This window comes from Devosia sp. (assembly GCF_017744655.1).
GTDB lineage: Bacteria > Pseudomonadota > Alphaproteobacteria > Rhizobiales > Devosiaceae > Devosia.
Map to the genome: position 1 here is coordinate 451,450 of NZ_JAGIAW010000001.1, position 25,289 is coordinate 476,738.

The 25,289-nt window shown below is 62.1% G+C and carries 25 protein-coding genes and 1 other RNA gene; 21 read left to right on the forward strand and 5 right to left on the reverse strand.

The window, feature by feature from the left end; all coding sequences use genetic code 11:
• Positions 1-130: 130 nt before the first annotated feature.
• Together J7557_RS02215 and J7557_RS02220 are read right to left on the reverse strand one after the other, a co-directional pair.
• Positions 131-1,471, reverse strand: coding sequence for a pitrilysin family protein (locus J7557_RS02215; protein WP_291416904.1), 1,341 nt, complete (start codon positions 1,469-1,471; stop codon positions 131-133).
• On the reverse strand, positions 1,468-2,817 hold the full coding sequence (locus tag J7557_RS02220; protein WP_291416906.1) for a pitrilysin family protein: 1,350 nt from the start codon (positions 2,815-2,817) through the stop codon (positions 1,468-1,470). The genes J7557_RS02215 and J7557_RS02220 overlap by 4 nt, the downstream gene beginning before the upstream one ends.
• A gap of 148 nt (positions 2,818-2,965) precedes the next feature.
• Here J7557_RS02220 and ettA point away from each other — a divergent pair, with 148 nt between their 5' ends.
• The 9 genes from ettA (at position 2,966) to J7557_RS02265 (ending at position 10,242) form a co-directional block, all read left to right on the forward strand.
• Complete coding sequence (ettA, locus tag J7557_RS02225) at positions 2,966-4,621, forward strand: energy-dependent translational throttle protein EttA (protein ID WP_291416908.1); 1,656 nt, start codon at positions 2,966-2,968, stop codon at positions 4,619-4,621.
• A gap of 319 nt (positions 4,622-4,940) precedes the next feature.
• The gene (locus J7557_RS02230; RefSeq protein ID WP_291416910.1) at positions 4,941-5,846 is read left to right on the forward strand and encodes a sulfurtransferase; all 906 of its coding nucleotides are present in this window, start codon (positions 4,941-4,943) and stop codon (positions 5,844-5,846) included.
• A 92-nt stretch (positions 5,847-5,938) separates the two neighbouring features.
• A complete protein-coding gene (locus tag J7557_RS02235) occupies positions 5,939-7,153 on the forward strand; it encodes a YeeE/YedE family protein (RefSeq protein ID WP_291416912.1) in 1,215 nt (404 codons plus the stop codon).
• Positions 7,150-7,557, forward strand: a complete 408-nt coding sequence (locus J7557_RS02240) for a hypothetical protein (RefSeq protein WP_291416913.1) — start codon at positions 7,150-7,152, stop codon at positions 7,555-7,557. The genes J7557_RS02235 and J7557_RS02240 overlap by 4 nt, the downstream gene beginning before the upstream one ends.
• Positions 7,557-8,150: a hypothetical protein gene (locus tag J7557_RS02245; protein WP_291416915.1), complete on the forward strand. Its 594-nt coding sequence runs from the start codon at positions 7,557-7,559 to the stop codon at positions 8,148-8,150. Before J7557_RS02240 ends, J7557_RS02245 begins: the two co-directional genes overlap by 1 nt.
• A gap of 74 nt (positions 8,151-8,224) precedes the next feature.
• Positions 8,225-8,602 (forward strand): response regulator, encoded by a 378-nt coding sequence (locus J7557_RS02250; RefSeq protein ID WP_291416917.1) that lies wholly within the window; start codon positions 8,225-8,227, stop codon positions 8,600-8,602.
• A gap of 136 nt (positions 8,603-8,738) precedes the next feature.
• Complete coding sequence (locus J7557_RS02255; protein WP_291416919.1) at positions 8,739-9,077, forward strand: hypothetical protein; 339 nt, start codon at positions 8,739-8,741, stop codon at positions 9,075-9,077.
• Positions 9,074-9,406 carry a hypothetical protein gene (locus J7557_RS02260; RefSeq protein WP_035087261.1) on the forward strand — a complete coding sequence of 111 codons (333 nt, stop codon included), beginning with the start codon at positions 9,074-9,076 and terminating at the stop codon, positions 9,404-9,406. Before J7557_RS02255 ends, J7557_RS02260 begins: the two co-directional genes overlap by 4 nt.
• Positions 9,406-10,242 carry an alpha/beta hydrolase gene (locus J7557_RS02265; protein ID WP_291416921.1) on the forward strand — a complete coding sequence of 279 codons (837 nt, stop codon included), beginning with the start codon at positions 9,406-9,408 and terminating at the stop codon, positions 10,240-10,242. Before J7557_RS02260 ends, J7557_RS02265 begins: the two co-directional genes overlap by 1 nt.
• 191 nt (positions 10,243-10,433) lie before the next feature.
• Here the strand turns inward: J7557_RS02265 and J7557_RS02270 are convergent, their stop codons facing one another.
• Positions 10,434-10,883: a host attachment protein gene (locus J7557_RS02270; protein ID WP_291416923.1), complete on the reverse strand. Its 450-nt coding sequence runs from the start codon at positions 10,881-10,883 to the stop codon at positions 10,434-10,436.
• 190 nt (positions 10,884-11,073) lie between these two features.
• Between J7557_RS02270 and rarD the strand changes: the two genes are divergently transcribed.
• On the forward strand, positions 11,074-12,018 hold the full coding sequence (gene rarD / locus J7557_RS02275; RefSeq protein WP_291416925.1) for an EamA family transporter RarD: 945 nt from the start codon (positions 11,074-11,076) through the stop codon (positions 12,016-12,018).
• Here rarD and J7557_RS02280 read toward each other — a convergent pair.
• A complete protein-coding gene (locus J7557_RS02280) occupies positions 12,015-12,908 on the reverse strand; it encodes a hydrogen peroxide-inducible genes activator (RefSeq protein WP_291416927.1) in 894 nt (297 codons plus the stop codon). The genes rarD and J7557_RS02280 overlap by 4 nt on opposite strands.
• A 94-nt stretch (positions 12,909-13,002) precedes the next feature.
• Here J7557_RS02280 and katG point away from each other — a divergent pair, with 94 nt between their 5' ends.
• From katG to J7557_RS02335, 11 genes are all read left to right on the forward strand, one after another.
• A complete protein-coding gene (gene katG, locus J7557_RS02285; RefSeq protein ID WP_291416928.1) occupies positions 13,003-15,225 on the forward strand; it encodes a catalase/peroxidase HPI in 2,223 nt (740 codons plus the stop codon).
• Between the two features lie 286 nt (positions 15,226-15,511).
• Entirely contained in the window at positions 15,512-16,660 is a 1,149-nt protein-coding gene (locus J7557_RS02290; RefSeq protein ID WP_291416930.1) for a DUF2336 domain-containing protein, read from the forward strand.
• Between the two features lie 141 nt (positions 16,661-16,801).
• Positions 16,802-17,752, forward strand: coding sequence for a metalloregulator ArsR/SmtB family transcription factor (locus J7557_RS02295; RefSeq protein ID WP_291416932.1), 951 nt, complete (start codon positions 16,802-16,804; stop codon positions 17,750-17,752).
• Positions 17,753-17,756: 4 nt separating this feature from the next.
• A complete protein-coding gene (gene metF / locus J7557_RS02300) occupies positions 17,757-18,653 on the forward strand; it encodes a methylenetetrahydrofolate reductase [NAD(P)H] (RefSeq protein ID WP_291416933.1) in 897 nt (298 codons plus the stop codon).
• A 133-nt stretch (positions 18,654-18,786) separates the two neighbouring features.
• Complete coding sequence (locus tag J7557_RS02305) at positions 18,787-19,575, forward strand: hypothetical protein (protein WP_291416935.1); 789 nt, start codon at positions 18,787-18,789, stop codon at positions 19,573-19,575.
• Positions 19,576-19,690: 115 nt separating this feature from the next.
• Entirely contained in the window at positions 19,691-20,437 is a 747-nt protein-coding gene (locus J7557_RS02310; RefSeq protein WP_291416937.1) for a DnaJ family molecular chaperone, read from the forward strand.
• A 45-nt stretch (positions 20,438-20,482) separates the two neighbouring features.
• Positions 20,483-20,871: RNase P RNA component class A (gene rnpB, locus J7557_RS02315), an RNA gene on the forward strand.
• Between the two features lie 187 nt (positions 20,872-21,058).
• Positions 21,059-21,208: a hypothetical protein gene (locus tag J7557_RS02320; protein WP_291416939.1), complete on the forward strand. Its 150-nt coding sequence runs from the start codon at positions 21,059-21,061 to the stop codon at positions 21,206-21,208.
• Positions 21,209-21,403: 195 nt separating this feature from the next.
• Complete coding sequence (locus J7557_RS02325) at positions 21,404-21,586, forward strand: hypothetical protein (RefSeq protein WP_291416941.1); 183 nt, start codon at positions 21,404-21,406, stop codon at positions 21,584-21,586.
• Positions 21,587-21,770: 184 nt separating this feature from the next.
• On the forward strand, positions 21,771-22,871 hold the full coding sequence (locus J7557_RS02330) for a carboxynorspermidine decarboxylase (protein ID WP_291416943.1): 1,101 nt from the start codon (positions 21,771-21,773) through the stop codon (positions 22,869-22,871).
• Positions 22,872-22,916: 45 nt separating this feature from the next.
• Positions 22,917-24,197 carry a saccharopine dehydrogenase family protein gene (locus J7557_RS02335; protein ID WP_291416945.1) on the forward strand — a complete coding sequence of 427 codons (1,281 nt, stop codon included), beginning with the start codon at positions 22,917-22,919 and terminating at the stop codon, positions 24,195-24,197.
• A 55-nt stretch (positions 24,198-24,252) separates the two neighbouring features.
• Here J7557_RS02335 and J7557_RS02340 read toward each other — a convergent pair whose 3' ends face one another.
• On the reverse strand, positions 24,253-25,287 hold the full coding sequence (locus J7557_RS02340) for a histidine kinase dimerization/phosphoacceptor domain -containing protein (protein WP_291416947.1): 1,035 nt from the start codon (positions 25,285-25,287) through the stop codon (positions 24,253-24,255).
• Positions 25,288-25,289 lie beyond the last annotated feature (2 nt).

Sequence of the window (25,289 nt, forward strand, 5' to 3'; positions counted from 1 at the left end):
GATTCAGTGATGACGGGCTGTAAACGGCGATTTTCTGCGCTTCCGGTGCTCATGTACCCAAACGTACGCTCCGCTCCGGTTCTCGAAAACCACCATTTTCGCCTCGTCCTGACGTGAATCCCCACACACCCTAGGGCGTCGTTGCCTCGGCCTGTTCCGCGCCGGGGCCAACCTGCAAAAGGCTTGGCTCGGTGCTGAAAATGCGTTGGGCGACGCGCTTGATGTCTTCGCCCGTCACCGCCTCGATCTGCTTCTGGCGCTCTTCGACATAGTCGATGGGCAGACCCAGCAATTGCTGCACCACCATGGTGGTGGCAATGGCCACCGAGGACCGCAACTGGTTGATGGGGTAGGCGCCGACGAGGTAGCGTTTGGTGCGTTCGAGCGCGGCCGGGTCGGGGCCGTCTTCGGTCATCTTTGCGATCGTTGCCTTGATGACCTCAATGGCTTCGACCGATTGATCAGGACGGGTCGAGGTGCCGATGGTCAAGGCGTCTGCCTGGTCGAGATTGACGAGACCGCCGGAGACGCCATAACTCAGACCGCGCTTTTCCCGCACTTCGCGGTTGAGTTCGGACAGCAGGCTATCGCCGGCGAGCATTTCACTCATCACATAGGCGGCGAAAAAATCAGGGTCGCTTTCCCTGATGCCGGGATAGGCAAGGTTGATCGAGGTTTGGGGCAGGGGGTAGTCCACCGCCACGTTCTGCCCAAAGCTCAGTTTGGCCGGCGGGATTTCGGATAGTTGGGGTTCTGCCGGCAGGGCGCCGAAGATGGCGTCGATCATCTTGCCGGCCGCTTCCTCGTCGAGCGCGCCGACGATGCCGATTTTCAGGTTGCCGCGGGCAAAGAGCGCCTTGTGGAACTGGCGGAGGTCGTCTGCCGTGATACCAGGCAAACTGGTCGCGGTGCCCTCTTGTGGGCGGGCATAGGGGTGATTGCCGAAGAGGGCCTCGTTCCACATGCGGCCGGCCGCATAGCCAGGGTCCTGCGAGCGCGAGGCAAGGCCGGCGAGGACCTGGGCGCGCATGCGGTCTATGGCCGGCTGGTCAAAGCGCGGCTCGTTGACGGCGAGCGCCAGAAGTTCAGTGGCGTCCTCACGCTGGTCGGCCAGCATGCGGGCAAAGCCGGTGAAGGAATCGAAATTGGCCGAAAAGCCCATTTCGAGGCCGACATCATCAAGCCTGGTCTGGAAGGCATTGCTGGCGAGATCGCCAGCGCCTTCGTCAAGCAGCGACGACATGAGGGCGGCCAGGCCCACCTTGTCGTCGGGATCCTGCGCCGCGCCGCCCTGGAAAGCAAAGGCGATTGTGACGATCGGCACCATATAGTCTTCCACCATGCCGGCGGTGATGCCGCCCGGCGAGGTGATGGATTTGAACGCGACGTCGGCCTGGCTTGGCAGGGCAAAGCCAAGCAGCATCAGCGGAGCGAGAAGCGCGGGCAGGACGCGGCGAATGGTTGTGATCATTGGTTTTTCTCCTCGGCGAGGGGAAGCAGATAGCCCGTGACCGCAGTGGCCGGGCGCAGATATTTGGCGGCGACGGCTTTGACATCGTCGGCGGTGACGGCGCGAATGCGATCAGGCCACTCGGCGACGTCGGCGATGGACCGATCAGTGGTCAGCCACAGCCCATAGGTCTGGGCCATGCTGACTTGGTCGTCCTGCGCAAAAATCGTGCTGCGGATGAAGCGGGTCTTGACCCGATTGAGCTCGGTTTCGGAAATGCCATTGGCGATGATGTCGTCGACCTCGGCGTCGATGGCGGCTTCGAGCGCGTCAAGCGTCGTACCAGGGCGCGCGGCGCCGTAGAGCACGAAGCGGCCGTAGTCGAATGCGCCGCCGTCGTAGCTGGTGCGGGCCTGCGCGGCGATGCCCGCCTCGACCACCAGCGCCTGATAGAGCCGGCTCTGCGGGCCATCGCTCAGGATGGCGGAAAGCACGTCGAGCGCTTCGGCTTCGCCGGGCTCGGCCTGACGATAGCTCGGCACGACCCAGTTGCGCGTAAAGCTCGGCAGCGACACGCGGGCATCGCGCAGCGTAACGGTTCGGCTGGCCTGCGCCGGTGGCTCCTTCGGGCGTGCCCTCGGGGGTAGTTCGGGCCCCCGCTCGACATTGCCATAGGTCTCCTCGGCCATCTGCCGGACGGCCTCGGCGTCCACGTCGCCGGCAACCACCACGAGGGCATTGTTGGGCGCATAGTGCTGGTCATAGAAAGACAGCGCGCCTTCGCGGCTCAGCGTTTCGATCTCGTGCGCCCAGCCGATCACCGGAATACGATAGGGATGGTTCTGGAAGAGCGTGGCCGAAACCTGCTCGGCCAGGATCGAACCGGGTTGCGATTCGACGCGTTGCCGGCGCTCGTCGAGCACCACGGACCGCTCGGCATCGATCACCTCTTTGGGCAGAACGAGGTTTCGCATGCGGTCGGCCTCGATATCCATCATCTGGCCGAGAGCATCGGGCGGCACCGTCTCGAAATAGACCGTGACGTCGGCCGTGGTGAAGGCATTGAGCTGACCGCCAAGTTCGTTGACCGTGCTTTCGAGTGTACCGGCCGGATATTTTGCCGTGCCCTTGAACATCAGGTGTTCGAGGAAATGGGCGACACCCGATTGCCCCACGCGATCATCGGCACCACCGGTGCGATACCACACCATATGCGTCACTACCGGCGCGCGCCGATCGGGAATCACCACCAGTTCAAGGCCATTATCGAGCGTGTAGTGGCTCACGGAGGGTGGCGGGCTTTCCTGGGCTGCCACGGGCAAGGCAGTGACAAGGGCGGCCACAAGGGCAATCGTCGGACGGTTCATGGTTCGGCGCATTCTCCGTTTGCGAGGCTGGGCGTATGTGTGCGGCGGGATTGCAGGCAGAAGCAACCGGCCATTTCGGTCTGCGGTTGCCTAGCAGATGGCTATCCCCTAAATACGGCGCAAATTTCTCATCTGAGGATCACCCCGCATGGCCCGCCAGTTTATTTATCACATGCACGGAATGTCGAAGGCCTATGCTGGCGGCAAGAAGGTGCTGGATAATATCCACCTCTCCTTCTACCCCGATGCCAAGATCGGCATTCTCGGCCCCAACGGCTCGGGTAAGTCGACCCTGCTGAAAATCATGGCCGGCATCGACACCGATTTCACCGGCGAAGCCTGGGCTGCCGATGGCGCCAAGGTTGGTTACCTCGCGCAGGAGCCGCAGCTCGATCCGGCGCTGAACGTGCTGGGCAACGTCATGATGGGCGTGAAGGAAAAGAAGGACATCGTCGACCGCTACAACGAGTTGATGATGAACTATTCCGACGAGACCGCCGATGAGGCGACCAAGCTCCAGGATATCATCGACGCCCAGAACCTGTGGGATCTCGAATCGCAGGTGGAAGTGGCCATGGAGGCTCTCGGCTGCCCTCCGGGCGATGCCGACGTGACCAATCTCTCGGGCGGTGAAAAGCGCCGCGTCGCGCTTTGCGCGCTGCTGCTGTCGAAGCCCGACCTGCTGCTGCTCGACGAACCGACCAACCACCTTGACGCCGAAACCACGGCCTGGCTTGAACGGCATCTGCGCGAATTCGAAGGCGCAGTGCTGATCATCACCCACGACCGCTACTTTCTCGACAATGTCACGGGCTGGATTCTCGAGCTCGATCGCGGCCGCGGCGTGCCCTATGAAGGCAATTACTCCGCTTATCTCGACGCCAAGGCCAAGCGCTTTGCGCAGGAAAAGAGCGAAGACGCTGCCCGCGCCAAGGTCCTTGAGCGTGAAAAGGAATGGATGGGCCAGTCGCCGCAGGCCCGCCAGGCCAAGTCCAAGGCCCGTATTCGTGCCTATGACGAACTGGTCAAGGTCAACGAGGCCCGCACCCAGTCGCACACCGCGCAGATCATCATTCCGCCCGGCGAACGTCTTGGCCACAATGTCATCGACGTGGAAGGCCTCTCCAAGTCGTTCGGCGACCGTCTGCTCATCGACAACCTCACCTTCAAGCTGCCCCCGGGCGGCATCGTGGGCATTATCGGCCCGAACGGCGCGGGCAAGACCACGCTCTTCAAGATGCTGACCGGCCAGGAAAAGCCCGATGGCGGCACCGTCACGGTCGCCGAAAACGTGCATCTCGGCTATGTCGACCAGAGCCGCGATGCGCTCAACCCGAACAAGACCGTCTGGGAAGAGATTTCCGGCGGCGACGAAGTGCTGATGCTCGGCAAGCGCGAAATGAACTCGCGCGCCTATACCTCCACCTTCAACTTCAAGGGTGGCGACCAGCAACAGAAGGTCGGCAACCTCTCGGGCGGCCAGCGCAACCGCGTTCACCTCGCCAAGATGCTGAAGTCGGGCGCCAACGTGCTGCTCCTCGACGAACCGACCAACGACCTCGACACCGAAACCCTCGCCGCGCTCGAAGAAGCGCTGGAGGAATTCGCCGGCTGCGCCGTGATCATCAGCCACGATCGTATGTTCCTCGATCGCCTGGCCACCCACATGCTGGCCTTCGAAGGCGACAGCCATGTCGAATGGTTCGAAGGCAACTTCCAGGACTATGAAGCGGACAAGGTGCGCAGGCTTGGCGCCGATGCGGTCAACCCGAAGCGCGCTACGTATAAGCCGCTGACGCGATAAGTTTCAAAGGGGCGCGGTGAGAACTGCGCCCTTTCTGTTTCAGCCGGTTTGGCACGTGGAACGCCCCAACCACCGGCTGTCATCCCGGCGAAGGCCGGGACCCACCCCGAGATCTCAAGATGGGCCCCGGCCTTCGCCGGGGTGACAATCGAGAGGATTGTTGGCTCAGCAGGCAACGAAGCGCCCTAAAGAAAATCGTTCTCAAAGCCGCGACCTGCAGAGAGCAGTTTTGCCTCGCTGCTGCCACATTTGGACCCCTGCACTTCGATTTCTCTACCTGTGCCGTATAGATTTCCTTCAATTCATTTGGAGGATTGCCATGCGTCTCGCATCGTTTGCCGCCGCTGCTGCTTTTGTCGTTGCGGCTCCCGTTTTTGCGTTTGCATCTGATGTCACCCCGCTCGTGACCGCCCAGTGGCTGCTTGAGCATGCTGGCGATGAGAATGTGAAAATCATCGATATCCGCGACAAGATCGACGAGACCGACCTTGGCGATCTGCCCTTCATCGCCAATGCCGCTGTTGCGCCCTATGCGAGCGCCGGTTGGCGCACCGAGGTCGATGGTGTGCCGGGCCAGATCCCGCCGACCGAGCAGATCGCCGCGCTGATCGGCAGCCTCGGCGTCGATGCCGACGACCACGTGATCATCGTGCCGTGGGGCACTGATTCCTCCGAGTTCGGTGGCGCGACCCGCGTCTATTGGACTTTCAAATATCTCGGCCATGACGCCGTTTCGATCCTCGACGGCGGCTGGCGCCAGTATGACGCTGTCGGCGGCGAGCGCGTTGCCGAAGCGGCTGTGCCGGCTGCGGCCGAGTTCCCGGTCAATGTTCGTCCCGAACTGCGCGCGACGACGCCCGATGTGGAAGCTGCGCTCGCCGCGGGCACGAAGCTCGTCGATGGCCGTCCGGAAGAGCAGTTCCTTGGTCAGTCCAAGAGCCCGGTCGTGCGCATCGAGGGCACCATTCCTGGCGCCGTGAACATTCCGCACTCGAATTTCTACAGCGCCGAATATGCCAGCTTCGCGCTGCCCGAAACCATCGCTGCCCTCGCCAAGGGTGCAGGCCTGGCCGAAAGCGAAAAGAACATCGTCTTCTGCAATACCGGCCACTGGGCTTCGATCGCCTGGTTTGCCCTCCATGAAGTCGGCGGCAACAAGAACACCGCCATGTATGATGGATCGATGGCCGAATGGGCTGCCGATCCGGCGCGCCCGATCCAGTAAGATCGCGGCACTTCAGCACTGATTGGGATTTGGATGTTGCGCCGCAAGGCCGCAGCATCCAAACCTTTTAGAACTTCTGCATTTTGAGAATCATGAGCGATATTTCCGCACCAGCGCCAAAATTTCTGCCGCCCGCCGTGGTAGATAGGGCGCCGCTTTTCGTCGCTGCCGCCATGTTGCTGGTCGGCTTTGCTTTCATCACCTGGCAGGTCGACCTGCGCCAGGGCACGCTGTTTCTGATCGGCGGCGGTCTTGGCGTCGCGCTTTACCACGGCTCGTTCGGCTTTACTGGCGGCTGGAAGCGCATGGTCGTCGAAAAGCGTGGCCGCGGCATGCGGGCGCAGATGCTGACCATCGGCGTTGCGGCGCTGGCGATGATCCCGCTGGTTGCGGCCGGTAACATCGGTGGGCAGTCCATGGTTGGCGCCATGGCGCCGGTTGGAGTTTCCGTGCTGCTCGGCGCGGCCATTTTCGGGCTCGGTATGCAATTGGGCGGCGGCTGTGGTTCGGGCACGCTGTTCACCGTGGGTGGTGGCTCGGCGCGCATGCTCGTGACGCTGGTTTTCTTCATCATCGGCGCCGTCATCGGCACGGCGCACCTGCCGTTCTGGCTGCTGCAGCCGGCTCTGCCGGCAATCAGCCTTGGGGCCGAACTCGGCGTCGGCTTTGCCATCGCGGCGACCATTGCCGGTCTCGCCATCGTGGCGCTGATCACGGCCGTCATCGAAAAGCGCGTGCACGGCAATATCGAGCCTGAACCGGCTCCGGCACGTCAGGGTTGGACCTGGCTTCTCTATGGTTCGTGGCCGCTGGTTGGGGCAGGGCTGGTGTTGGCGTTGCTCAATGTCGCTACACTGCTGCTCGCCGGCCATCCCTGGTCGATCACCTATGGTTTTGGTCTTTGGGGCGCCAAGATCGCTTCGGCCGTGGGCATTCCTGTCGCGAGCTGGGAGTTCTGGACCTGGCCGGCCCAGGCTCAGGCACTGAATTCCAGCGTATTGGCCGATACGGTTTCGGTCATGGATTTCGGCCTCGTACTCGGCGCGGCTTTGGCTGCGGCAATTGCCGGAAAATTCGCGCCGAAGGCGGCTTTGCCGCTCGGCTCGCTGTTGGCGGCCATCATTGGCGGCCTTCTTATGGGCTATGGCGCGCGCCTCTCTTTCGGCTGCAATATCGGGGCGCTGTTCTCCGGCATTGCCACGGGGAGCCTCCATGGCTGGCTGTGGTTCGCTGCCGCCTTTGTCGGTTCCTTCGTGGGCGTTTGGCTGCGTCCCTTCTTCGGTCTTGATGGGTTCGCCAAGAAATGAGCGCACGCAACACTCTGCTTTTCGGTGCCGCACTGGCCGTCACCACTGCCGCCATCGCCTATGACCATGTGACCAATCCGGTGCCGCCGCGTCCGTCGGCGCAGGCGACTGCTTCCGCAGGTTCCGCGCCCTGCGCGGCTGGTTCTGCACCTTGCGCTGCCGGGGCCGTCGCGCCCTGTGCCGCGGGTGCGCCTGTTGCTCCCTGCGCTGCTGGTGCACCCGTAAAGGCGGCTCCGCCGCCACCACCGGCCACACCGCCGGCCCAGAAGGCTCCGCCACCGCCGCCTCCGGCACAGCGCCCGGCAGAACCTGCTCCGGCACCGGCCAAGGCGCCGCCGCCGCCGGCTCCGCTGACGAAACCCGCCGGGCAGGAAGCGCCTGAACTCGTCGTGGACGGCGCCTGATGACCACGGCCCGCGAGCATGCGCTGAACGAGATCGCCTTTTGCGAGACCATTCTCGCCAAGGGCGGGCTGAACGTTCTCAGCGACACGTTTCGCGGCGTCAGCGATATCGAGGCCTGGGAGCACTATCCGCCCGGCGATGTCTTCGATCCCTCGAGCAATGCGCAGTGGTTCTATCATTGCCATCCGGCCGAGGAAGGCGCGGTCGAGCACGGGCATTTCCATTGCTTTGTGCGCCCCGACGGCCCCGAAGGCGCCATCCATCATCTGATCGCCATTGGCGTTGATGCCAATGGGCGTCTCTTGCGGCTGTTCACGGTCAACCAGTGGGTGGTGGGTGATGACTGGGCCGATGCGGAGCGGACGATAGACCTTGTCGGCCGCTTCGACGTGCAGATGCCGTCGCCGTCCTATCTGGTCAATCGCTGGCTTACGGCTATCTTTGTGGCCTATGAAAGCGAGATCGCCGACTTGATCCGTGCTCGTGATGAGGTGCTTGCCGCGCATGTTCCGCAGGCAGGAACGGCAGCCCGTGAAGACCGGGCTCTCGAAGTGACATCGGAACGCGTTGTCGCGTTGCGCCCGGAATATTGAACCGTAAAGTGCCTGCCAGTTAGTATCGCGATGGTCAGACGAGTCGGCCTTTCGATTGCGCACAGGAGCCATTGTTGGCCAAGTTCACCGGTAGCCGGGCTTTTGTCGTCGAAGACGAGACGCTGGTTCTCTTCGGCCTCGAAGATGCTCTTGCCGATCTCGGCTGCGAAGTGGTGGCGCAAGCCATGCGCCTTGAACAGGCCATCACGCTGGCGGAGACGCTAGGGCCAGTCGATGTTGCCATCCTCGACGTCAATATCGGCGGCACCACGGTGTTTCCCGTGGCGCAGATATTGAAAGAGCGCGGCGTGCCGCTGGTTTTCGCGACCGGCTATGGCCGGGCCGGTCTGCCGCCCGAATGGCAGAGCCATGCCGTTATCGTCAAACCCTATTCCCAGCAGGATATCGAGCGGGTCCTGACGCCCTTGCTGGCGGGCCGTGGCGACGAATAGGCCGCTTTCCCGGGAGCAGGCCTTTACCATCGTCTTCAAAGCGCAATAATACACGTTGGGTTTGCTGCGATTTCTGCCATAAGCTTGGTTTCCAGGGCCCAAGGGTCTTTGGTTATCTGGCGTTCTGGGGGAATGCATGAAGATTCTGTTCACGGGGGCGATGCTGATAGCCAGCCTTGCCCTCGCGGCTCCGGCAATGGCCGTATCGGGCCAGTGCTCGTTGACGGGTTTTGGTGAGTTCGACTGCGACGTGGAGACCGATGGCGGCGGACTGACTTTCGCCTTGCCCGACGGCCAGACCTTCGCCTTTGTTCTTGTCGAAGAAAATCAGGGGCTCGGCTATCTCATCGCGGCCGATGCCCGGCCCGGACAGCTTCCCGACGATCTGGGCACGTTTGCGCCGCTCGCGGAAGAACCCGGATGCTGGCAGGCGGAGCAGGACGAAACCAGGTTCTGCGCTCTGGTGTTCGAATGAAGCTGGCGCGCGCCAGTTTTGCCGCATTGCTGGCCATGCTGATGGTCATGCCGGCGGCGATGGCCAAGGAAGCGCGCTGCTTCACCACTGACGACGGCGAATATGGATGCGACTTTCAGCGGCTCGACGAGGCCGGCAGCTTCCGCATTTCTGCGGCGGGCAAACCGACCTTTGAGCTCTGGATCGAGGCAGACGGGCAGGGCTTTGTCAGCGCCACCTATGAAGCGGGTGGACGCGCAGTGCCTCTGCCGGGAACCTATTTCAGGGCCAAGAAAGATCGGGCCTGCTGGAAGAGCGACGCGACCGAAACGGAAATCTGCGCGTGGTAATGGACGAATTCAGTATTGATATCGGTGGCGCCACACTGACGGGCGTCGAATTGGGCGATGGCCTGCCGGTCGTCTTTCTCCATGCCGGTGTGTGCGACCATCGCATGTGGCACGACCAGATGCGGCTGGCGGCCGACAATGGTTGGCACGCGATCGCCTATGATCGGCGCGGCTATGGCGATGCGGTCAGCGCCGACGAACCTTTTAGCCACCTCGACGATCTCGAAGCAGTTCTCGACGCCTTCGATATTCATGCTGCCATCTTTGTCGGCTGCTCGATGGGCGGTGGGCTGGCGGTGGATTTTGCCTTGAAAAATCCCGGCCGGGTCATTGGCCTCGTGCTGATCGGCACCTCCATCACCGGCGCGCCCTGGACGGCGACGGCCGAGGAAAGTGCCATCGAAATGGCCGAGGAAGACGCCTGGGAGCGCGGCGACCTCGATCTGCTCAACAAGGTGCAGGCGCATGAATGGCTCGATGGTCCGCGGGCCCAGAGCGGCCGGGTCAGCGGTTCCACGCGCGAACTTTTTCTCGACATGAACGCCAAGGCGCTGGCCAAGCCGGCTTTGACGCAGGAAGAGCCGCGCCCCGACGCCTGGAGCCGTGTCGATGCCATTACGGCGCCGACCATGCTGATCGTCGGCGACGAGGATTTTACCGCGCTGATCGAGCGGCACGAGCATCTCTCCGAGACCATGCCCAATTCCTTCGCTGCGGTGCTCGAAGGGGTGGCGCATATCCCGAGCATTGAGCGCCCCGATCTCATCAACCGGATGCTCGACGAATTTCTCGATGCGCTGGCGGGAGAGGACCTGGAGCCGGACGACGACGAATAGTCGCGAATAGCATTCAGCGGCCTCGCGGGGTGATTCCGCAGACAGTGCTAACCCATTGGCAAAAAAGCTAAAATTCCATCGTCATTGCCCGGCTTGTCCGGGCAATCCATCGAGCCGCAGCATGGACCGCCCGGACAAGCCGGGCGGTGACGACCGATGGGGAATTTTGGCTGATGTGTACCAATCGCGGGTCACACCGCGATAATCCCATCCAGATGCTTGTCGATGCTCGGTGTCGGCAGGTTGGTCAGGTCCTTGTCGAGTTCGGCAAGAATGGTCTTTTTCACATGGTCGGACATGACCTTGCGCAGATTGCCGAGAGCGATGGGCGCGGCCGCAATGACGAGACGATCGAAGGCGCCATCCTTGGCCTTGCGGTCGAGCACTTCAGCCACTGAGCGCACGAATTCGGCTTCCCGGTGCTGGGCGGGGTCGGTCTTGGGTTCCATGGCGGAACGGGCGGAGCCGGCAGAGGAAAAGCCGCGGCCAGGGCGGTCGGAATTGATGTCCTGGCTCTGGAGCGGCTCGATGGACCAATCCAGCCCCTTCACACTCGCCAGTCCTTTTCCGGGTCCGGTATTTTCCAGCACTCGGGCCTGAGTACCATCCGCGATCAAGATCCAGGTGACGGTCTTTTTCATTCGCTGCTCCTGCAAGTTGGTCTGGCTGGAACCGGGTGTTGCGCGGCTCCCTGAGGCCAAACGTCCAACACTCTGAAAGGTTGGCGTTTTCGATCAGCAATGCAAGACAAAGCGATCACAAACTCTGATTGGTCGGGAAACGCCGGGGCTGTTAGTGCTCACCTGCGCCCCGGTGGCGCGGAGTCTTTCCATGACCTTGCCCGAACAGGCGCCCGACACGGTCGAGTCTGCACCGTCCTCCCTGTCGTCCGATCCTACAGAGACCCGCAACGGCGTCATGGCCGCGCTCGGCGCCTATCTCCTCTGGGGCTTTTTGCCGATCCTTTTCCATCTGCTCGAATCCGCCGGCTCGGTGCTGATCGTGGCGGAGCGGACCCTGTTCTCTCTGGTCCTGCTCATCGGCATACTGGCCTTCGGCGCCGGGTTCCAGGAGGCCAAAAGGCTGCTGAGCAACTGGAAGACGTTTCGCGTCGTGGCACTCTCGACTGCCCTGCTGGTGGTCAATTGGCTGATCTATGTCTGGGCTGTGGAATCGGGGCAGGTGCTCGAGGCGAGCTTTGGCTATTTCATCAATCCGCTGATCAATGTCGCCATCGGCATGATCCTTTTGGGCGAACGCCAGAACCGGCTGCAGACCATTGCCATTCTGATCGCCGTCGTCGCTATCGCCATTCAAGCCATTGGCCTTGGCAGCATTCCCTATGTGGCGCTGAGCCTTGCCCTCTCGTTCGGGTTTTATGGCTTTTTCCGCAAGACGGCGCCATCGGGCCCGGCCACCGGGCTTTTTGCCGAAACCGTCATCGCCGCGCCCTTTGCCCTGGCCTATGTGGTCTTCGACCTTGCAACGCGCGGTATCGGTCCACATGGCGATCCGCAGACCATGACCCTGCTAGTGCTCACCGGGCCGGCAACGGCTGTGCCGTTGCTGCTCTTTGCCTATGCTGTGCGCCGCCTGCGTCTCACGACGATCGGCATGTTCCAGTATCTGGCGCCATCCATCCAGTTCCTCGTCGCCGTATTCCTCTTTGGCGAAGAGCTCAATGGCATGCGGCTTTTTAGCTTCGTGCTGATCTGGCTCTCGCTGGTCGTCTTTTCCTACGACAGTTTTAGGCAGCGCAGCCTGTCGCGGGCCTAATTCGGGCGCGTGCCGCGGATCACGGCTGCGATATCCTCGAAGGTCCCGCTGAGCGGGGTAGCCTCGCGCCAAACAAGGGTGAGGTGGCGGCCTGCGCGTGGATCATCAAGCTGATGTACGGCGATACGCGGGTCGCTGGCCTCCTTGCGCAGAGCGATCTGCGGCAGCAGCGTTACGCCTTGGCCATTGGCGACGAATTCCACGATGGTCGAGAGCGACGTCGCGGCAAAGGTACGGGTCGAGCGTTCGCCGTCGAGTCGGCAGGCCGAGATGGTTTGATCGCGAAAACAATGGCCCTCGTCGAGCAGCAGGATGCGTTCGGGTTCGAGCGCGTCCAGTGACACAGGCTCAGCGGTCAGTTCGCCACTCGGAGTCGCCAGCACGAAAGGGTCTTCGAAGAGCGGTGAAACCACCAGCTTGGGGCCGCCCGCGGGTGGCTCGGAGGCGATGAGTGCGATGTCGAGGCTTCCATCGCCCAGGCTTTCGAGCATGGCTTCGGTGCGGCTTTCGCTGATAGTGAATTTCAGCGCCGGCAGCTCCCGCGTCAGCGCCGGAAAAATCTCTGGCAGCAGGTAGGGCGCAACGGTCGGGATCAGGCCGAAACGGATGGGTCGGTTGGGCTTGCCGGCATTGCGCATGGCGAAATTGTCCAGCGCCTCCGATGCCGCAACGGCGGGCCGCGCCAATTCGATAAAATCGCGCCCGAAGGGCGTCAGCCTTACCCCGGATTTCAGTCGGTCGAAGATCGCCGAACCACAGAGCGTTTCGAGCGCCAGGATTTGCTGCGATAGCGCCGGCTGGGAAACGGCGCATTCGTCGGCCGCCTGACCGAAGTGACCGGTTCGGGCGATGGCGAGCGCATATCGCATCTGTCGGAGCGTGATTGTCACGATAATTTCTTCCTATCGGTGGAGAAAGAATAATCGATTGGCCTAATGAAAGCCACCCGCCTATAACGCGCCTCAGCAGCAAAAGGAGCGCCCCATGTCCGATCCATATTCTTCCGATACGCATGCCGACGCCTCGGTCGGCAAGTGCCCCGTCGACCATGGTGGCAGTGCCAAGGGTGGCGACAAGAGCAAGCGCGGTCCCAGCAATCGCGACTGGTGGCCCAAATCGCTCGATGTGAGCGTGCTTCACACCAATTCCGCCAAGTCCGACCCGATGGGTCCGGATTTCGACTATGCCGAAGAGTTCAAGAAGCTCGACCTCGCCGCCATCAAGGCCGATCTGCGCGCCCTGATGACGGATTCGCAGGACTGGTGGCCCGCTGACTTCGGTCACTATGGCGGTCTTTTCATCCGCATGGCCTGGCACAGCGCCGGCACCTATCGCATCACCGACGGTCGCGGCGGCGCCGGCATGGGCCAGCAGCGTTTTGCCCCGCTCAATTCCTGGCCGGACAATGCCAGCCTCGACAAGGCCCGCCGCCTGATCTGGCCGATCAAGCAGAAATACGGCAACAGCATTTCCTGGGCCGATCTCATGATTCTGACGGGCAATGTTGCCCTCGAATCCATGGGCTTCAAGACCTTTGGTTTCGCCGGCGGCCGTGCCGACGTCTGGGAACCTGAAGAGCTCTACTGGGGTCCGGAAGGCACCTGGCTCGGCGATGAGCGCTATTCGGGCGAGCGCCAGCTTTCCGAACCGCTCGGCGCCGTGCAGATGGGCCTCATCTACGTCAATCCCGAAGGCCCGAACGGCGATCCCGACCCGGTCAAGGCGGCACGCGACATCCGCGAAACCTTTGCCCGCATGGCCATGAACGACGAAGAAACCGTCGCCCTCATCGCCGGCGGTCACACCTTCGGCAAGACCCATGGTGCCGGCGATCCGTCGCTGATCGCGGCTGAGCCGGAAGGCGCTGATCTTGAAGACCAGGGGCTTGGCTGGAAGAGCAAGTTTGGTAGCGGCCTCGGCAAGGATGCCATCACCTCGGGTCTCGAAGTCACCTGGACGCAGACGCCGACGCGTTGGAGCTACTATTTCTTCTCGAACCTGTTCGGTTACGAGTGGGAGCTGACCACTAGCCCCGCGGGCGCAAAGCAGTGGGTCGCCAAGACCGATGACGCCGTCATCCCCGACGCCTTCGATTCGTCCAAGCGTCACCGCCCGACCATGCTGACCACCGACCTGTCGCTGCGCTTCGATCCCGAATACGAAAAGATCTCGCGCCGCTTCCTCGACAATCCCGATCAGTTCGCCGACGCTTTTGCCCGCGCCTGGTTCAAGCTGACGCACCGCGATATGGGCCCGAAGGTCCGCTATCTCGGTGCCGAGGTGCCGGCCGAAGACCTGATCTGGCAGGATGTCATCCCTGCCGTCGATCACCCACTGGTCGATGACGCTGACATCACCGTGCTTAAGCAGAAGATTCTCGATACCGGCCTGTCGGTTTCCGAACTCGTCGGCACGGCCTGGGCGTCGGCCTCGACCTATCGCGGCTCGGACAAGCGCGGCGGCGCCAATGGCGCGCGTATCCGTCTCGCGCCGCAGAAGGATTGGGAAGTCAACAAGCCGGCTCAGCTCGGCAATGTGCTGGCGCAGCTTGAAAGCGTGCAGGCCGATTTCAATGCGGCCCAATCGGGCGGCAAGAAAGTGTCGCTGGCCGACCTGATCGTGCTGGCAGGCGGCGTCGGTATCGAAAAGGCCGCTCGTGCTGCGGGGCAGGACATCACGGTGCCATTCACGCCGGGTCGGATGGATGCGTCGGCAGAACAGACCGATGTGCTATCCTTCCAGGCGCTGCAGCCGCGCACCGATGCGTTCCGCAACTACCTCAGCGGTCGCCAGTTCATGCAGCCTGAAGAGGCCATGGTGGATAAGGCCCAGCTCCTGCGCCTGACCGGTCCAGAGCTGACTGTGCTGCTCGGTGGCCTTCGCGTCCTCAAGATCGGCGCCAACGACCACGGCATCTTCACTGATCGCCCGGAGACGCTGACCAACGACTTCTTCCTCAACTTGCTGAGCATGGATACCGTCTGGCAGCCCAAGGCCGGTGAGGAAGGCGTCTATGAAGGTCACGATCGCAAGACCGGCGCCCTCAAGTGGACCGGTACTCGTGTCGACCTGATCTTCGGCTCGCACTCGCAGCTGCGCGCCTTTGCCGAAGTCTATGCCCAGAGCGACTCGGCGCCGAAGTTCACCAGGGACTTCATCGCTGCCTGGACCAAGATCATGAACGCGGATCGCTTCGACCTGCGCTAAGCGGATCGGTTCTTTTTCCGAGGCCCCGGCGTGAAAGCGCCGGGCTCTTTTTGTTTGAACGTTTGCGTCCTTCAAACTCACGGTGTCATTCCCGCGAAAGCGGGAATCTCAGTTTCTAGGCAAGCGGATTCTCGCTTTCGCGGGAATGACGCGGTGAAACAGAGACAATCCGCCGCCAGGCGCCGCTCGCAATTTGAATCAATTGCCCCTCATTGCTTTCAGCACTCCCAAGCGACTCTGCGGGCACCTTCACTCCATCTATGCGGCATCCCGCCCGGAGAAGGTTATGAGTGAATTCGAAGAAGGCCGCCGCGCATTCGCGAGCTTTCGTGTGCTGAATGGCGAGGATAGCCATTCGGAGCGGGATCAACTGATCCGAAACATGGCCAAGCTCTTCAGCTTCGTTTCCGACCGGTGCGACGATGAGCAGGTTGTGCAGTACGACGAGGCGCTTTGTCTTCTTGCCGAACTGGTCGAGGTCGAAGCCCGCGCCCATGTCGCCAAGATCCTTGCGCCGCTGCAGCGGGCGCCCGGCACGGTGGTGGTCAAGCTCGCCAATGACGACATCGAAGTCGCCCGGCCGCTGCTCGAGTTTTCCAACGTGCTCAGCGACGACGACCTGATCGACATCATCGAGAAGCAATCCGAGGCGCATCGTGACGCTATTGCCGGCCGCGCCACGGTGACCGAGCGTGTGGGCGAAGCCATTGTCGAGCACGGTGATTCTTCCTCGGTCATCAAGCTGGTTCGCAATGCCAATGCCGAGATCGGCCGCACCGCGCTCGAAAAGCTTGTCGAGCGCGCCAGCCACGATGCCGCCATCGCCGAAGACCTGCGCAACCGGGCCGAAATCGACTGGAAATCGCTGCGCGGTGAAATCGACTCTGTTGCCGACAAGGTTCTCGAAACCCTCGGCGAGGTCGATGGGCGTTTCGATCCAATCACCGCCGGCAAGGTCAATGCCGTCGTCTACAAGCGCATCCGCAATCGCGCCGGCTTCAATGCGCAGGAGTGGAAGGTCGCCTACAATCAGGTGCGCGCCCTGACCGACCGCAAGCAGCTTGATGATCGCGCGCTCGCCCGCTTTGCCCGCTTCGGTTATGGCCACCACGCCGCCGCCGCCATTGCGGTGATGTTGCGCGTGGCCCCGGAAATCGTGGTGAAGTGGCTCGCGAGCCAGGATTATGCGGCTGTCACCGTCGCCCTGCGCGCAGCGGGTCTTCAGTCTGACCTCTTCGGCGCCATCGCCCCCACCTTGCCCTGGCGCGACCTGCCGACTGCGGATCATCAGGAGATGATGGTCAGCCGTTTCGAGGCGCTCGACGAGGAGGAGGCTCGCAACATATTCGAGCTGTGGCGCGCCCATTCCTTCCGGCGCCGCAATGCGGCATCGACCGCGGCAAATATGCACGAGCCGCAGGTCATGACGGCCTGATGGATTCCAGAGCGCCGCGGGAAACCGCGGCGTTTTCGTTTTGGAGCCGCGCTCAATCCGTGGGCCAGGATCAAAAAACCACTAGACCTCGATTTGCTGCTAGATATAAAGATATCTTTATATCTGGTACGCGAGGATAAAGTGTCTGAACTGGTCGGTGTATTGAAGGCAGCGGGGGAGAACACGCGTTTGCGGCTCCTGGCGCTGCTCGCCGATGGCGATCATTCCGTCAAGGATCTTACCGAGATCCTCGATCAGAGCCAACCCCGCGTCTCGCGTCACCTCAAGCTGCTTGCCGATGCAGGCCTCATCCAGCGTCACGCGGAGGGAGCCTGGGCCTATTATGGCCTCGCCCCGCATGGCCATGGCGCTGAACTCGCGCGCTGGCTCGTGGCCCGTATCGATCACAACAGTCTCGAGCGTCAACGCGATCGGGATCGGCAGGCTGCGGCTCTCGCTGCGCAGCAGGCCCTGGCGACAGCTTATTTCGCCAAGGTGGCCGATAGCTGGGACTTGCTCAAAACCCTGCATGTACCGGAAGAGGCCGTCGAAGCGGCGCTGCTCGAAACGCTCAATAATCGCGTCGTCGACCTCCTTGTCGATCTCGGCACCGGCACCGGCCGCATGCTCGAACTTTTGGCGCCGGCCTATAAGCGCGCCATCGGCGTCGATTCGAGCCGCGAAATGCTCGCCGTCGCGCGTTCGCGCCTTGCGGCCGCCGGGCTCAACCAGGCCCAGGTGCGCCTCGGCGATATCGCCGCGCTCGATAGCGCCATCGGCCTTGCCGATGTGGTGGTCATTCACCAGGTGCTGCACTATTTCGACGATCCGGGCCGAATGCTGGGGCAGGCGCGACGCCTGCTCAGGAGCGGGGGCGAAATCCTGATCGTGGATTTTGCGCCGCACGCCCTCGAATTCCTGCGCACCGAGCACGCCCATCGCCGGCTTGGCCTGTCGCGGGAGCAGATGACGGGCTGGGCCGATGCCGCCGGGCTGCAGGTGCAGTCGGTGCGCGAATTCCCCAGCAAGAACAAGGACGGTGGGCTGACGGTATGCCTCTGGCGCCTCAGCGACCGCGCAAAGACGGAATAGAGCCATGATCGACGACGACCTCCGCGCCAGTCGCCTGACTGCTGACAAGCGCCCCGAATTGCAGATTTCCTTCGAATTCTTCCCACCCAAGACGGATGCGATGGAAGAAAAATTCTGGGAATCGATCAACAAGCTCGCGCCGCTCAAGCCGCGCTTTGTGTCTGTGACCTATGGGGCAGGGGGAACGACCCGCGAGCGCACGTTGCGCATGGTCCGCAATATCACCTCGGACACCGGCGTTCCGGCAGCGGCGCATCTCACCTGCGTCGGCGCCTCCAAGGGCGAAATCGACGACGTGGTGCGCGGCTTTGCCGATGCTGGCGTGAAGAGCATCGTCGCGCTGCGTGGCGATCCGCCGGAAGGCATCGGCCAACCGTTCACGCCGCATCCGCAGGGCTATCAGAATGCTGCCGATCTCGTATCCGGCATCCGCAAGCTGGGCGATTTCGACATTTCCGTCGCCGCCTATCCCGAAAAGCACCCGCAAAGCGCCGATTGGGACGCCGATATCGACAATCTCAAGCGCAAGATCGATGCCGGCGCCAACCGCGCCATCACGCAGATGTTCTTCCGCAATGGGGACTATTTGCGTTTCGTCGAGCGCGCCCGCAAGGCCGGCATATCCGCGCCGATCGTGCCGGGCATCCAACCGATCCACTCGTTCAAGCAGATTTCCGGTTTCGCCGCCCGCTGCGGCGCCTCGATCCCCGATTGGCTGGCCGAGCGTTTTGACGGGCTCGACGCTGATCCCGATACCCACGCTTTGGTCGCCGCCGCAGTTGCCGCCGAGCAGGTGACCGAGCTTCTCGACGAGGGCGTTACCGAGTTCCATTTCTATACGCTCAACCGCTCCAATCTGGTGCTGGCGCTGGCCCGTTTGCTGGGCCGTCGGCCGGACTAAACCCGCGTTCAGCTTTCATTCAGCTTATTGGCGGCAAAAGGATGTGAACGGGTGGTTCATAAAATGGCCACCAAGTTCGCCTTGAAGGGCGGATCAATCGCGACGCAAAGCGGAGCCGACTAGAGCTATGAAGATGGATCGTCGCCTGACCAATGGCCTCGCCTGGGCCGGGGCGCTGCTCGTCATCGGCATTCCTGCCGCCGACTACATCACCGGCACCTTTGCCAGTTCCGGCACGCCAAGCGTGGCGGTGGTCGACGCTTCGCCCGTGGCCGCGGAAGCTACTGCGGTGGTGCCGCCAGCCGCGCCCAAGCCTGTGGTGACTGACGTACCAAAGACCGCTCCAACGCCCGCCGCCAAGCCGCAGGCCGTCGCCAGCGCTTCGGACCCCGTTTCGGCCTTCCAGCAGTCCGGCAAGCCGCTCCCGAGCTACATCACGGGTGGCGGTAGTGCCTCCACCGTTGCGCCTGCCAAGCCTGTCACCCAGCCAACGGTGCAGCAGCCGACGCAGGCTGTGACGACACCGGCGCCCACTACGGCAACGCCGGCTCCCGCCGAGCAGGTTGCCGCGCTGCCAGCCAAGGCCGCGCCGACGCCCATGCCGCTTTCCATGCGTCCGCAGCCGGTTACGGTTCCACTGGCCTCGAACCAGCCGCCGCTGATCATCGATCAGCCGACTGCTGCTCCGGTTGCACCCGTACAGCAGCAGCCGGACAACCTGGTTACGGCGCAAGATCTCGAGGATTGGGAATCGGGTCCGCTCAACGAGTTCCTTGCCCGCCGCGGCCAGCAGAGCAGCGCCACCTATCGGGTGCAGCAGAACGCGCCTGCTCCGGCCTATGATGGCAATGGCTTCTGGCTCGACGAAGGTCCGCGGAACCAGCGCTACAGCGACGACGATGTCTATTACACACCGTTCTGATCGGCTGAGGATGGGCGGCTCCCATGCGTGGGAGGGCATGGACCGCGGCGCAATGCCCGGATAATCTGCGCGTCTTATTCTTTAGGCTGACTCAATCGGTGTGAGGGCCAGGCAGATGTTGTGCTGCGTACGCAAGGCGGAAGAAAATCGCGATGTATGGCAGAAGCTTTCGAGCTTCCTCGGCTCGTTCTCGCGCCGCACGGGCGTTGCTGGCCACATTGCCAATATTCTTGATCCCGATACCTGGCTGCCTGGTGGTCGCGAGGCGGCGTTCACGCTCGCGCTGATCGCCCTTTCTGCCAAGATGGCCATGGCTGACGGTGCGGTAACCGCCTCCGAAGTTCGCGCCTTCAACGCCACCGTGGAAATTGCCAAGGGCCAGGAGCCCCAGGTGGAGCGCCTGTTCAATCTCGCAAAGCAGGATGTGGCCGGCTACGAAGCCTATGCCCGCAAGGTCGCACGCTTTTTTGCTGATACACCAGAGACGCTCGAACACGTGCTCGATGGCCTCTTCTTCATCGCCACGGCCGATGGGCTCGTGCACGAAGCCGAACTCGACTATCTGCGCTCGGTGAGCTCCATCTTCGGTTTCGACGAAGTGCGCTTCGAGCAGATCGCGGCCCAGCACGTCATGCTCGAAGAGGGCGTTGATCCATACGTAGTCCTCGGCCTGTCGCATGAAGCGCCGCCCGAGGAAGTGCGCCGCGTCTACCGCCTACTCGTTGCCGAGCATCACCCCGACCGCCTGATCGCCAAGGGCGTGCCGGAAGAGCTGATCGACGTTGCTACTGCCCGCATGGCCGCGATCAATCTTGCCTATCAGGCCATTACCAAGCCGCGCCAGCAACCGCTTCTCACCTGATCTTCGCGCTTGACGCGGGGCAGGGTGCGCCCCTACATCGGCGCGCCAGTTGACCGGGTGACCGCCGACAGTGGGGTAACCTGCTGCCAGAGGAAAGTCCGGGCTCCTTCGAAACACGGTGACGGCTAACGGCCGCCGGGGGCGACCCCAGGGAAAGTGCCACAGAAAGCAAACCGCCTCGGCCTAGCCGGGGTAAGGGTGAAAGGGTGCGGTAAGAGCGCACCGGGCGTCTGGCAACAGAGGCCGCACGGTAAACCCCACCGGGAGCAAGACCAAATAGGGATGACGCGGGGCTTCGGCCCCAGCCTGTTTCGAGGCCAGATCATCCGGGTTGGTTGCACGAGCGTCCTGGCAACAGGCGCCTCAGATGAATGGTCACCACGTCGCGCTCCGGTGCGGCCCTACAGAACCCGGCTTATAGGTCAACTGGCGTCAACTCTTTCACGGAGTTGACACAATTCCGCCTGCGCGGCGCCACAAGCCTGACCGTGGATTAATGTACATTGCGGCTACATTGCAGTAAGTTCATGATTTTATTGAATGATTTTATCAGTGCGCAATGTTACGGCAATGCTGGGGTGGTTAGTTTGTCCTCGTCAACAACACACGGAGACACCCCAAATGAAGAAGATCATCGCTCTCGTTCTTGCCACTGCAATGGTTGCCGGCGCTGCCGCTCCGACCTTCGCCGCCACTTCGGGCGACAATTGCTCGTTCAAGGACAAGACCCTCTGCGTCACCGAATCTCTGGTGTCCTACAACAACAGCTGATGCCTGGGCCTAGCGGCCCGACAAAGAGATTCTCGGGCCCTGGCCTGAGTGTCGCACTATCCGCCGACGGCTCGCTCAGTGGTCTTCTACGACCATGTGACCCGAGCCGTCGCGGCCAATTTTGCCTTTTGCAGTAACGCTTGAGCAAGGCGGCGTCTTTAGAGGCCTCGCTATCTCGCAACTTGGAGATTATGTATGAAAACCATTTTCGCTAGCCTGTTTGCTGCCCTGCTGATTTCCACGACGGCGGCCCCGACCTTTGCCGCTTCGACGACAGACGTGAACGACTGCGTGTTCAAGGACAGCTCGCTCTGCGCGTCTGAATCGCTGTCGCCGACCACGAACGAAGAAGCGGCACCGGCGCCGATTTTCAGCTGATAATCTGCGGCCTTTAGCGCCAATGTTCGAGCCCCTGGACCTCCCGGCCCGGGGCTTTTCCTTTTTCCGGCATAGGTGATGCGCAGCTCCCGGCACTTGCGCGCTCGCAAGCATGGCTTTAAGGCGAACCCTTCGCATTTTTCCGCCGTAGACCGGCGGCACACGCTAACGGAGTTCGAGCGCGATGCCCCTGGCCACACCATATTACCTGATCGACGAAACTGCGCTTGATCGAAACCTTGCCCTTATCGATCAGCTTAGGGCACAGTCGGGCGCAAAATGCCTGCTGGCCCTCAAGTGTTTTGCCACCTGGTCCGCCTTTGCGCAGATGGCTCCGCATATGGATGGGACGACTTCCTCCTCGCTCAACGAGGTGAAACTCGGCCGTGAAAAATTCGGTGGCGAGACCCACGCCTATTCCGTCGCCTGGTCCGATGGCGAGATCGACGAAGCCATCGCCAATGCCGACAAGATGATTTTCAATTCCGTCGGTCAGCTTGAGTGCTTTGCCGATAAGGCTGCGCATCTGCCCATCGGCCTGCGCGTCAATCCCGGCATCAGCCATTCCCACTTCGATCTTGCCGATCCGGCGCGTCCCTTCAGCCGTCTAGGTGAGAGCGATCTCGCTCGCGTCGAGGCGGTCATGGATCGCGTCTCCGGCTTCATGCTTCATTGCAATTGCGAGAACGACTCGCTCGACGCTTTTTCAGCGCTGCTTGACCAGTTCGAAGCAAAGCTTGGCCCGCTGCTTGAGCGCCTCGATTGGGTCAGTCTCGGCGGAGGCATCCACTTTACCAAGCCCGGTTATCCCGTCGAAGGCCTTGCAGTGCGATTGAAAACATTCGCCCAACGCTTTGGTGTGCAGGTCTATCTAGAGCCCGGCGATACCGCGGTGACTGATACGACGACGCTGGAAGTCAGCGTTCTCGACGTCGTTGAAAATGGCAAACCCGTCGCCATCGTGGACAGCGCCGTAGAAGCGCATATGCTCGACCTTCTGGTTTACCGGCAGAGCGCGGCAGTCGCGCCGAATGCTGGCCCACACCGCTACTTTATCGCCGGCAAATCCTGCCTTGCGGGCGATGTATTCGGTGAATTCGACTTTCCGGCGCCCTTGAGCGTTGGAAGTCGCATATCGCTGCTCAATGCGGGCGGCTACACGATGGTGAAGAAGAACTGGTTCAACGGCGTCAACATGCCGGGTATCGCCATCCGTCGAAAAAACGGTGAAATCGAGCTCGTGCGCGAGTTCGACTATGCCGATTACGTCTCCAGCCTCTCCTGATCCAGGCTGGGCAATGTCCACCACCAAGAAGGTGTTTCGTGCCAATTGAAAAAGAACATTCTGATCATCGGTGCCGGAGGTGTCGCGCAGGTCGCAGCCGTTAAGGCTGCCATGCACAATGATGTCCTGGGGGACATCAACATCGCCTCCCGCACCGTCGAAAAATGCGACGCCATCATCGCCGGGATACTTGAGCGCAAGGTGCTGAAGCGTCCCGGGCTCATCGCCGCGCATCAGCTCGACGCTATGGATGTCGAAGCCACGAAGGCCCTGATCCGGCGTACCAAGAGCCAGATCGTGCTCAATGCCGGCTCGGCCTTCCTCAACATGTCGGTGCTCCGCGCCTCAATCGAGACGGGGGCCGCCTATATTGACACGGCCATCCACGAAGACCCGTCAAAAGTCTGCGAGACGCCGCCCTGGTATGGCAATTACGAGTGGAAGCAGCGTGACGAATGCGAGCGCAAGGGCATCACCGCCGTGCTCGGTGCCGGCTTCGATCCGGGCGTCGTCAATGCCTATGCCGCGCTCGCCTCGCAGCACTATTTTGACCGGATCGATTCCATCGACATCATCGATGTGAACGCAGGCAGTCACGGCCGCTATTTCGCGACTAATTTCGATCCCGAAATCAATTTTCGTGAGTTTACCGGCACGGTCTGGAGCTGGCAGAACAGCCAGTGGACGCCGAACGAGATGTTCGAGGTGAGCCGGACGGACGATCTGCCTGTCGTCGGCACCCACAAGACCTATCTCACCGGTCACGACGAGGTGCATTCGCTCTCGGCCAATCTCGGCGTGCCGGATATTCGGTTCTGGATGGGTTTTGGCGACCACTACATCAACGTCTTCACGGTGCTGAAGAATCTCGGCCTGCTTTCGGAAAAGCCGGTTGTGACCGCCGAGGGGCAGGAAATCGTGCCGCTCAAGGTCGTGAAAGCCGTGCTGCCCGATCCGGCCTCGCTGGCGCCGGACTATGCCGGCAAGACTTTCATCGGCAACCTGATCAAGGGCAAGCGCAACGGCGCCGATGCGGAGATGTTGATCTACAACATCTGCGACCACGAAGAGACTTTTGCCGAAACCGGCAGCCAGGCGATCTCCTATACGGCCGGCGTGCCGGCCGTTGCCGCAGCGATGCTGATCGCTAGAGGCGAGTGGGATTGCCACCACATGGCCAATATCGAGGAACTTCCGCCGGTGCCGTTCCTGGCTTTGCTCGAAACCATGGGCCTGCCGACCCGCCTCCGCGACGCCAAGGGCGATCGGAGCTTTGTGGGTGAGAAGCTGCCGGAGCAGAAGAAGGCACGCCTCGGCGCCTCCTGACAAAAAGACAGCGCCGAAACATCGGCGCTGTCAAAATCCAATCGGGGGCAGGGCGTCAGGCGCTGAACCTCACGGTCACGCTCGTTCCCCCTCGCGCCGTCTCATAGCTGACGTCTGCGGCAAGCGAGTGGGCCATTGCCTTTACGATGCGGCTGCCCAGGCCCGTGCCCTGCGGCTTGCCCGTACCGGTCCAGCCAATCCCATCGTCCTCCACGCGCAATTCCACCTGGTCGTCGCGCCGCGCCATGAAAATGCGGACCTCACCGGCTTCGCGGCCCGAATAAGCGTATTTGAGCGCGTTGGTCACCAGTTCGATCAGCATGACGCCGAGCGAGGCAACCTTCTCGGTTGCCAGCAACAGCGGTTCGACGCTGACCCTGAGGCTCGCCGTCTGCCCTTCGAGCTGCACCGAGGTTTCGAGTTCGCCCACCAGCGAGCTGATATAGTCGGCCACCTGCACCAGGCGAACGTCGTCCGAGGTATAAAGGTGTCGGTGCACGCCGGCGATGGCGTGGATACGCGCCTGGGTCTCGGCCAGCGCGCTCTTGGCCTCGGCATCGGTCACGGCGTTCGCCTGCAAGCCCACAAGGGCGGCCACCATGGCGAGGGAATTGGCCACCCGATGGTTGACCTCTCCCAGCAGCATTTCGGCGCGCTCGCGCGCTTCCAGCGTCTCGCGCTCGGCCTGGGCCTTGGCGCGGTTGAGGCGCATACGCTCAATGGCATGCTCGATTGCCGTCACGAGCAGTTCCATGAACTCCTCGGACAGTGTCTTGGGCACGTAGTCGGTGGCGCCGGCCTTGAGCGCGGCCACGGCCACGGCGGTCTCGGCCGAGCCGGTCACGTAGACGACCGTAGGTTTTTCCTCGAATTCGCCAAGTGCGGCAAGCACATCGAGACCCGTGCCGGTGGGCAGGTAGTGGTCGAGCACCACGACATCGATGCCGCCCTTGCGGATCAGCTCCAGGCCTTCCTCGCCGCCATTGACGTGATCGAAGATATAGCCACGCCGCAGCATGGCCTTTTCGACCAGGCGCGCGAGGCCTGGATCGTCGTCAATATAGAGCACATGCGGCGTGCGGTTCGGCATGG

Bases quoted from the DNA above. Each gene is read 5' to 3' on its own strand.
- J7557_RS02320 (WP_291416939.1), top strand. From the start codon at position 21,059: ATGAAGAAGATCATCGCTCTCGTTCTTGCCACTGCAATGGTTGCCGGC.
- metF (WP_291416933.1), top strand. From the start codon at position 17,757: ATGATCGACGACGACCTCCGCGCCAGTCGCCTGACTGCTGACAAGCGC.
- J7557_RS02325 (WP_291416941.1), top strand. From the start codon at position 21,404: ATGAAAACCATTTTCGCTAGCCTGTTTGCTGCCCTGCTGATTTCCACG.
- J7557_RS02255 (WP_291416919.1), top strand. From the start codon at position 8,739: ATGAAGATTCTGTTCACGGGGGCGATGCTGATAGCCAGCCTTGCCCTC.
- J7557_RS02330 (WP_291416943.1), top strand. From the start codon at position 21,771: ATGCCCCTGGCCACACCATATTACCTGATCGACGAAACTGCGCTTGAT.
- J7557_RS02340 (WP_291416947.1), bottom strand. From the start codon at position 25,287: ATGCCGAACCGCACGCCGCATGTGCTCTATATTGACGACGATCCAGGC.
- J7557_RS02270 (WP_291416923.1), bottom strand. From the start codon at position 10,883: ATGAAAAAGACCGTCACCTGGATCTTGATCGCGGATGGTACTCAGGCC.
- J7557_RS02245 (WP_291416915.1), top strand. From the start codon at position 7,557: ATGACCACGGCCCGCGAGCATGCGCTGAACGAGATCGCCTTTTGCGAG.
- J7557_RS02305 (WP_291416935.1), top strand. From the start codon at position 18,787: ATGGATCGTCGCCTGACCAATGGCCTCGCCTGGGCCGGGGCGCTGCTC.
- J7557_RS02310 (WP_291416937.1), top strand. From the start codon at position 19,691: ATGTTGTGCTGCGTACGCAAGGCGGAAGAAAATCGCGATGTATGGCAG.
- J7557_RS02265 (WP_291416921.1), top strand. From the start codon at position 9,406: ATGGACGAATTCAGTATTGATATCGGTGGCGCCACACTGACGGGCGTC.
- J7557_RS02260 (WP_035087261.1), top strand. From the start codon at position 9,074: ATGAAGCTGGCGCGCGCCAGTTTTGCCGCATTGCTGGCCATGCTGATG.
- J7557_RS02290 (WP_291416930.1), top strand. From the start codon at position 15,512: ATGAGTGAATTCGAAGAAGGCCGCCGCGCATTCGCGAGCTTTCGTGTG.
- J7557_RS02220 (WP_291416906.1), bottom strand. From the start codon at position 2,817: ATGAACCGTCCGACGATTGCCCTTGTGGCCGCCCTTGTCACTGCCTTG.
- J7557_RS02240 (WP_291416913.1), top strand. From the start codon at position 7,150: ATGAGCGCACGCAACACTCTGCTTTTCGGTGCCGCACTGGCCGTCACC.
- J7557_RS02230 (WP_291416910.1), top strand. From the start codon at position 4,941: ATGCGTCTCGCATCGTTTGCCGCCGCTGCTGCTTTTGTCGTTGCGGCT.
- J7557_RS02235 (WP_291416912.1), top strand. From the start codon at position 5,939: ATGAGCGATATTTCCGCACCAGCGCCAAAATTTCTGCCGCCCGCCGTG.
- J7557_RS02215 (WP_291416904.1), bottom strand. From the start codon at position 1,471: ATGATCACAACCATTCGCCGCGTCCTGCCCGCGCTTCTCGCTCCGCTG.
- ettA (WP_291416908.1), top strand. From the start codon at position 2,966: ATGGCCCGCCAGTTTATTTATCACATGCACGGAATGTCGAAGGCCTAT.
- katG (WP_291416928.1), top strand. From the start codon at position 13,003: ATGTCCGATCCATATTCTTCCGATACGCATGCCGACGCCTCGGTCGGC.
- rarD (WP_291416925.1), top strand. From the start codon at position 11,074: ATGACCTTGCCCGAACAGGCGCCCGACACGGTCGAGTCTGCACCGTCC.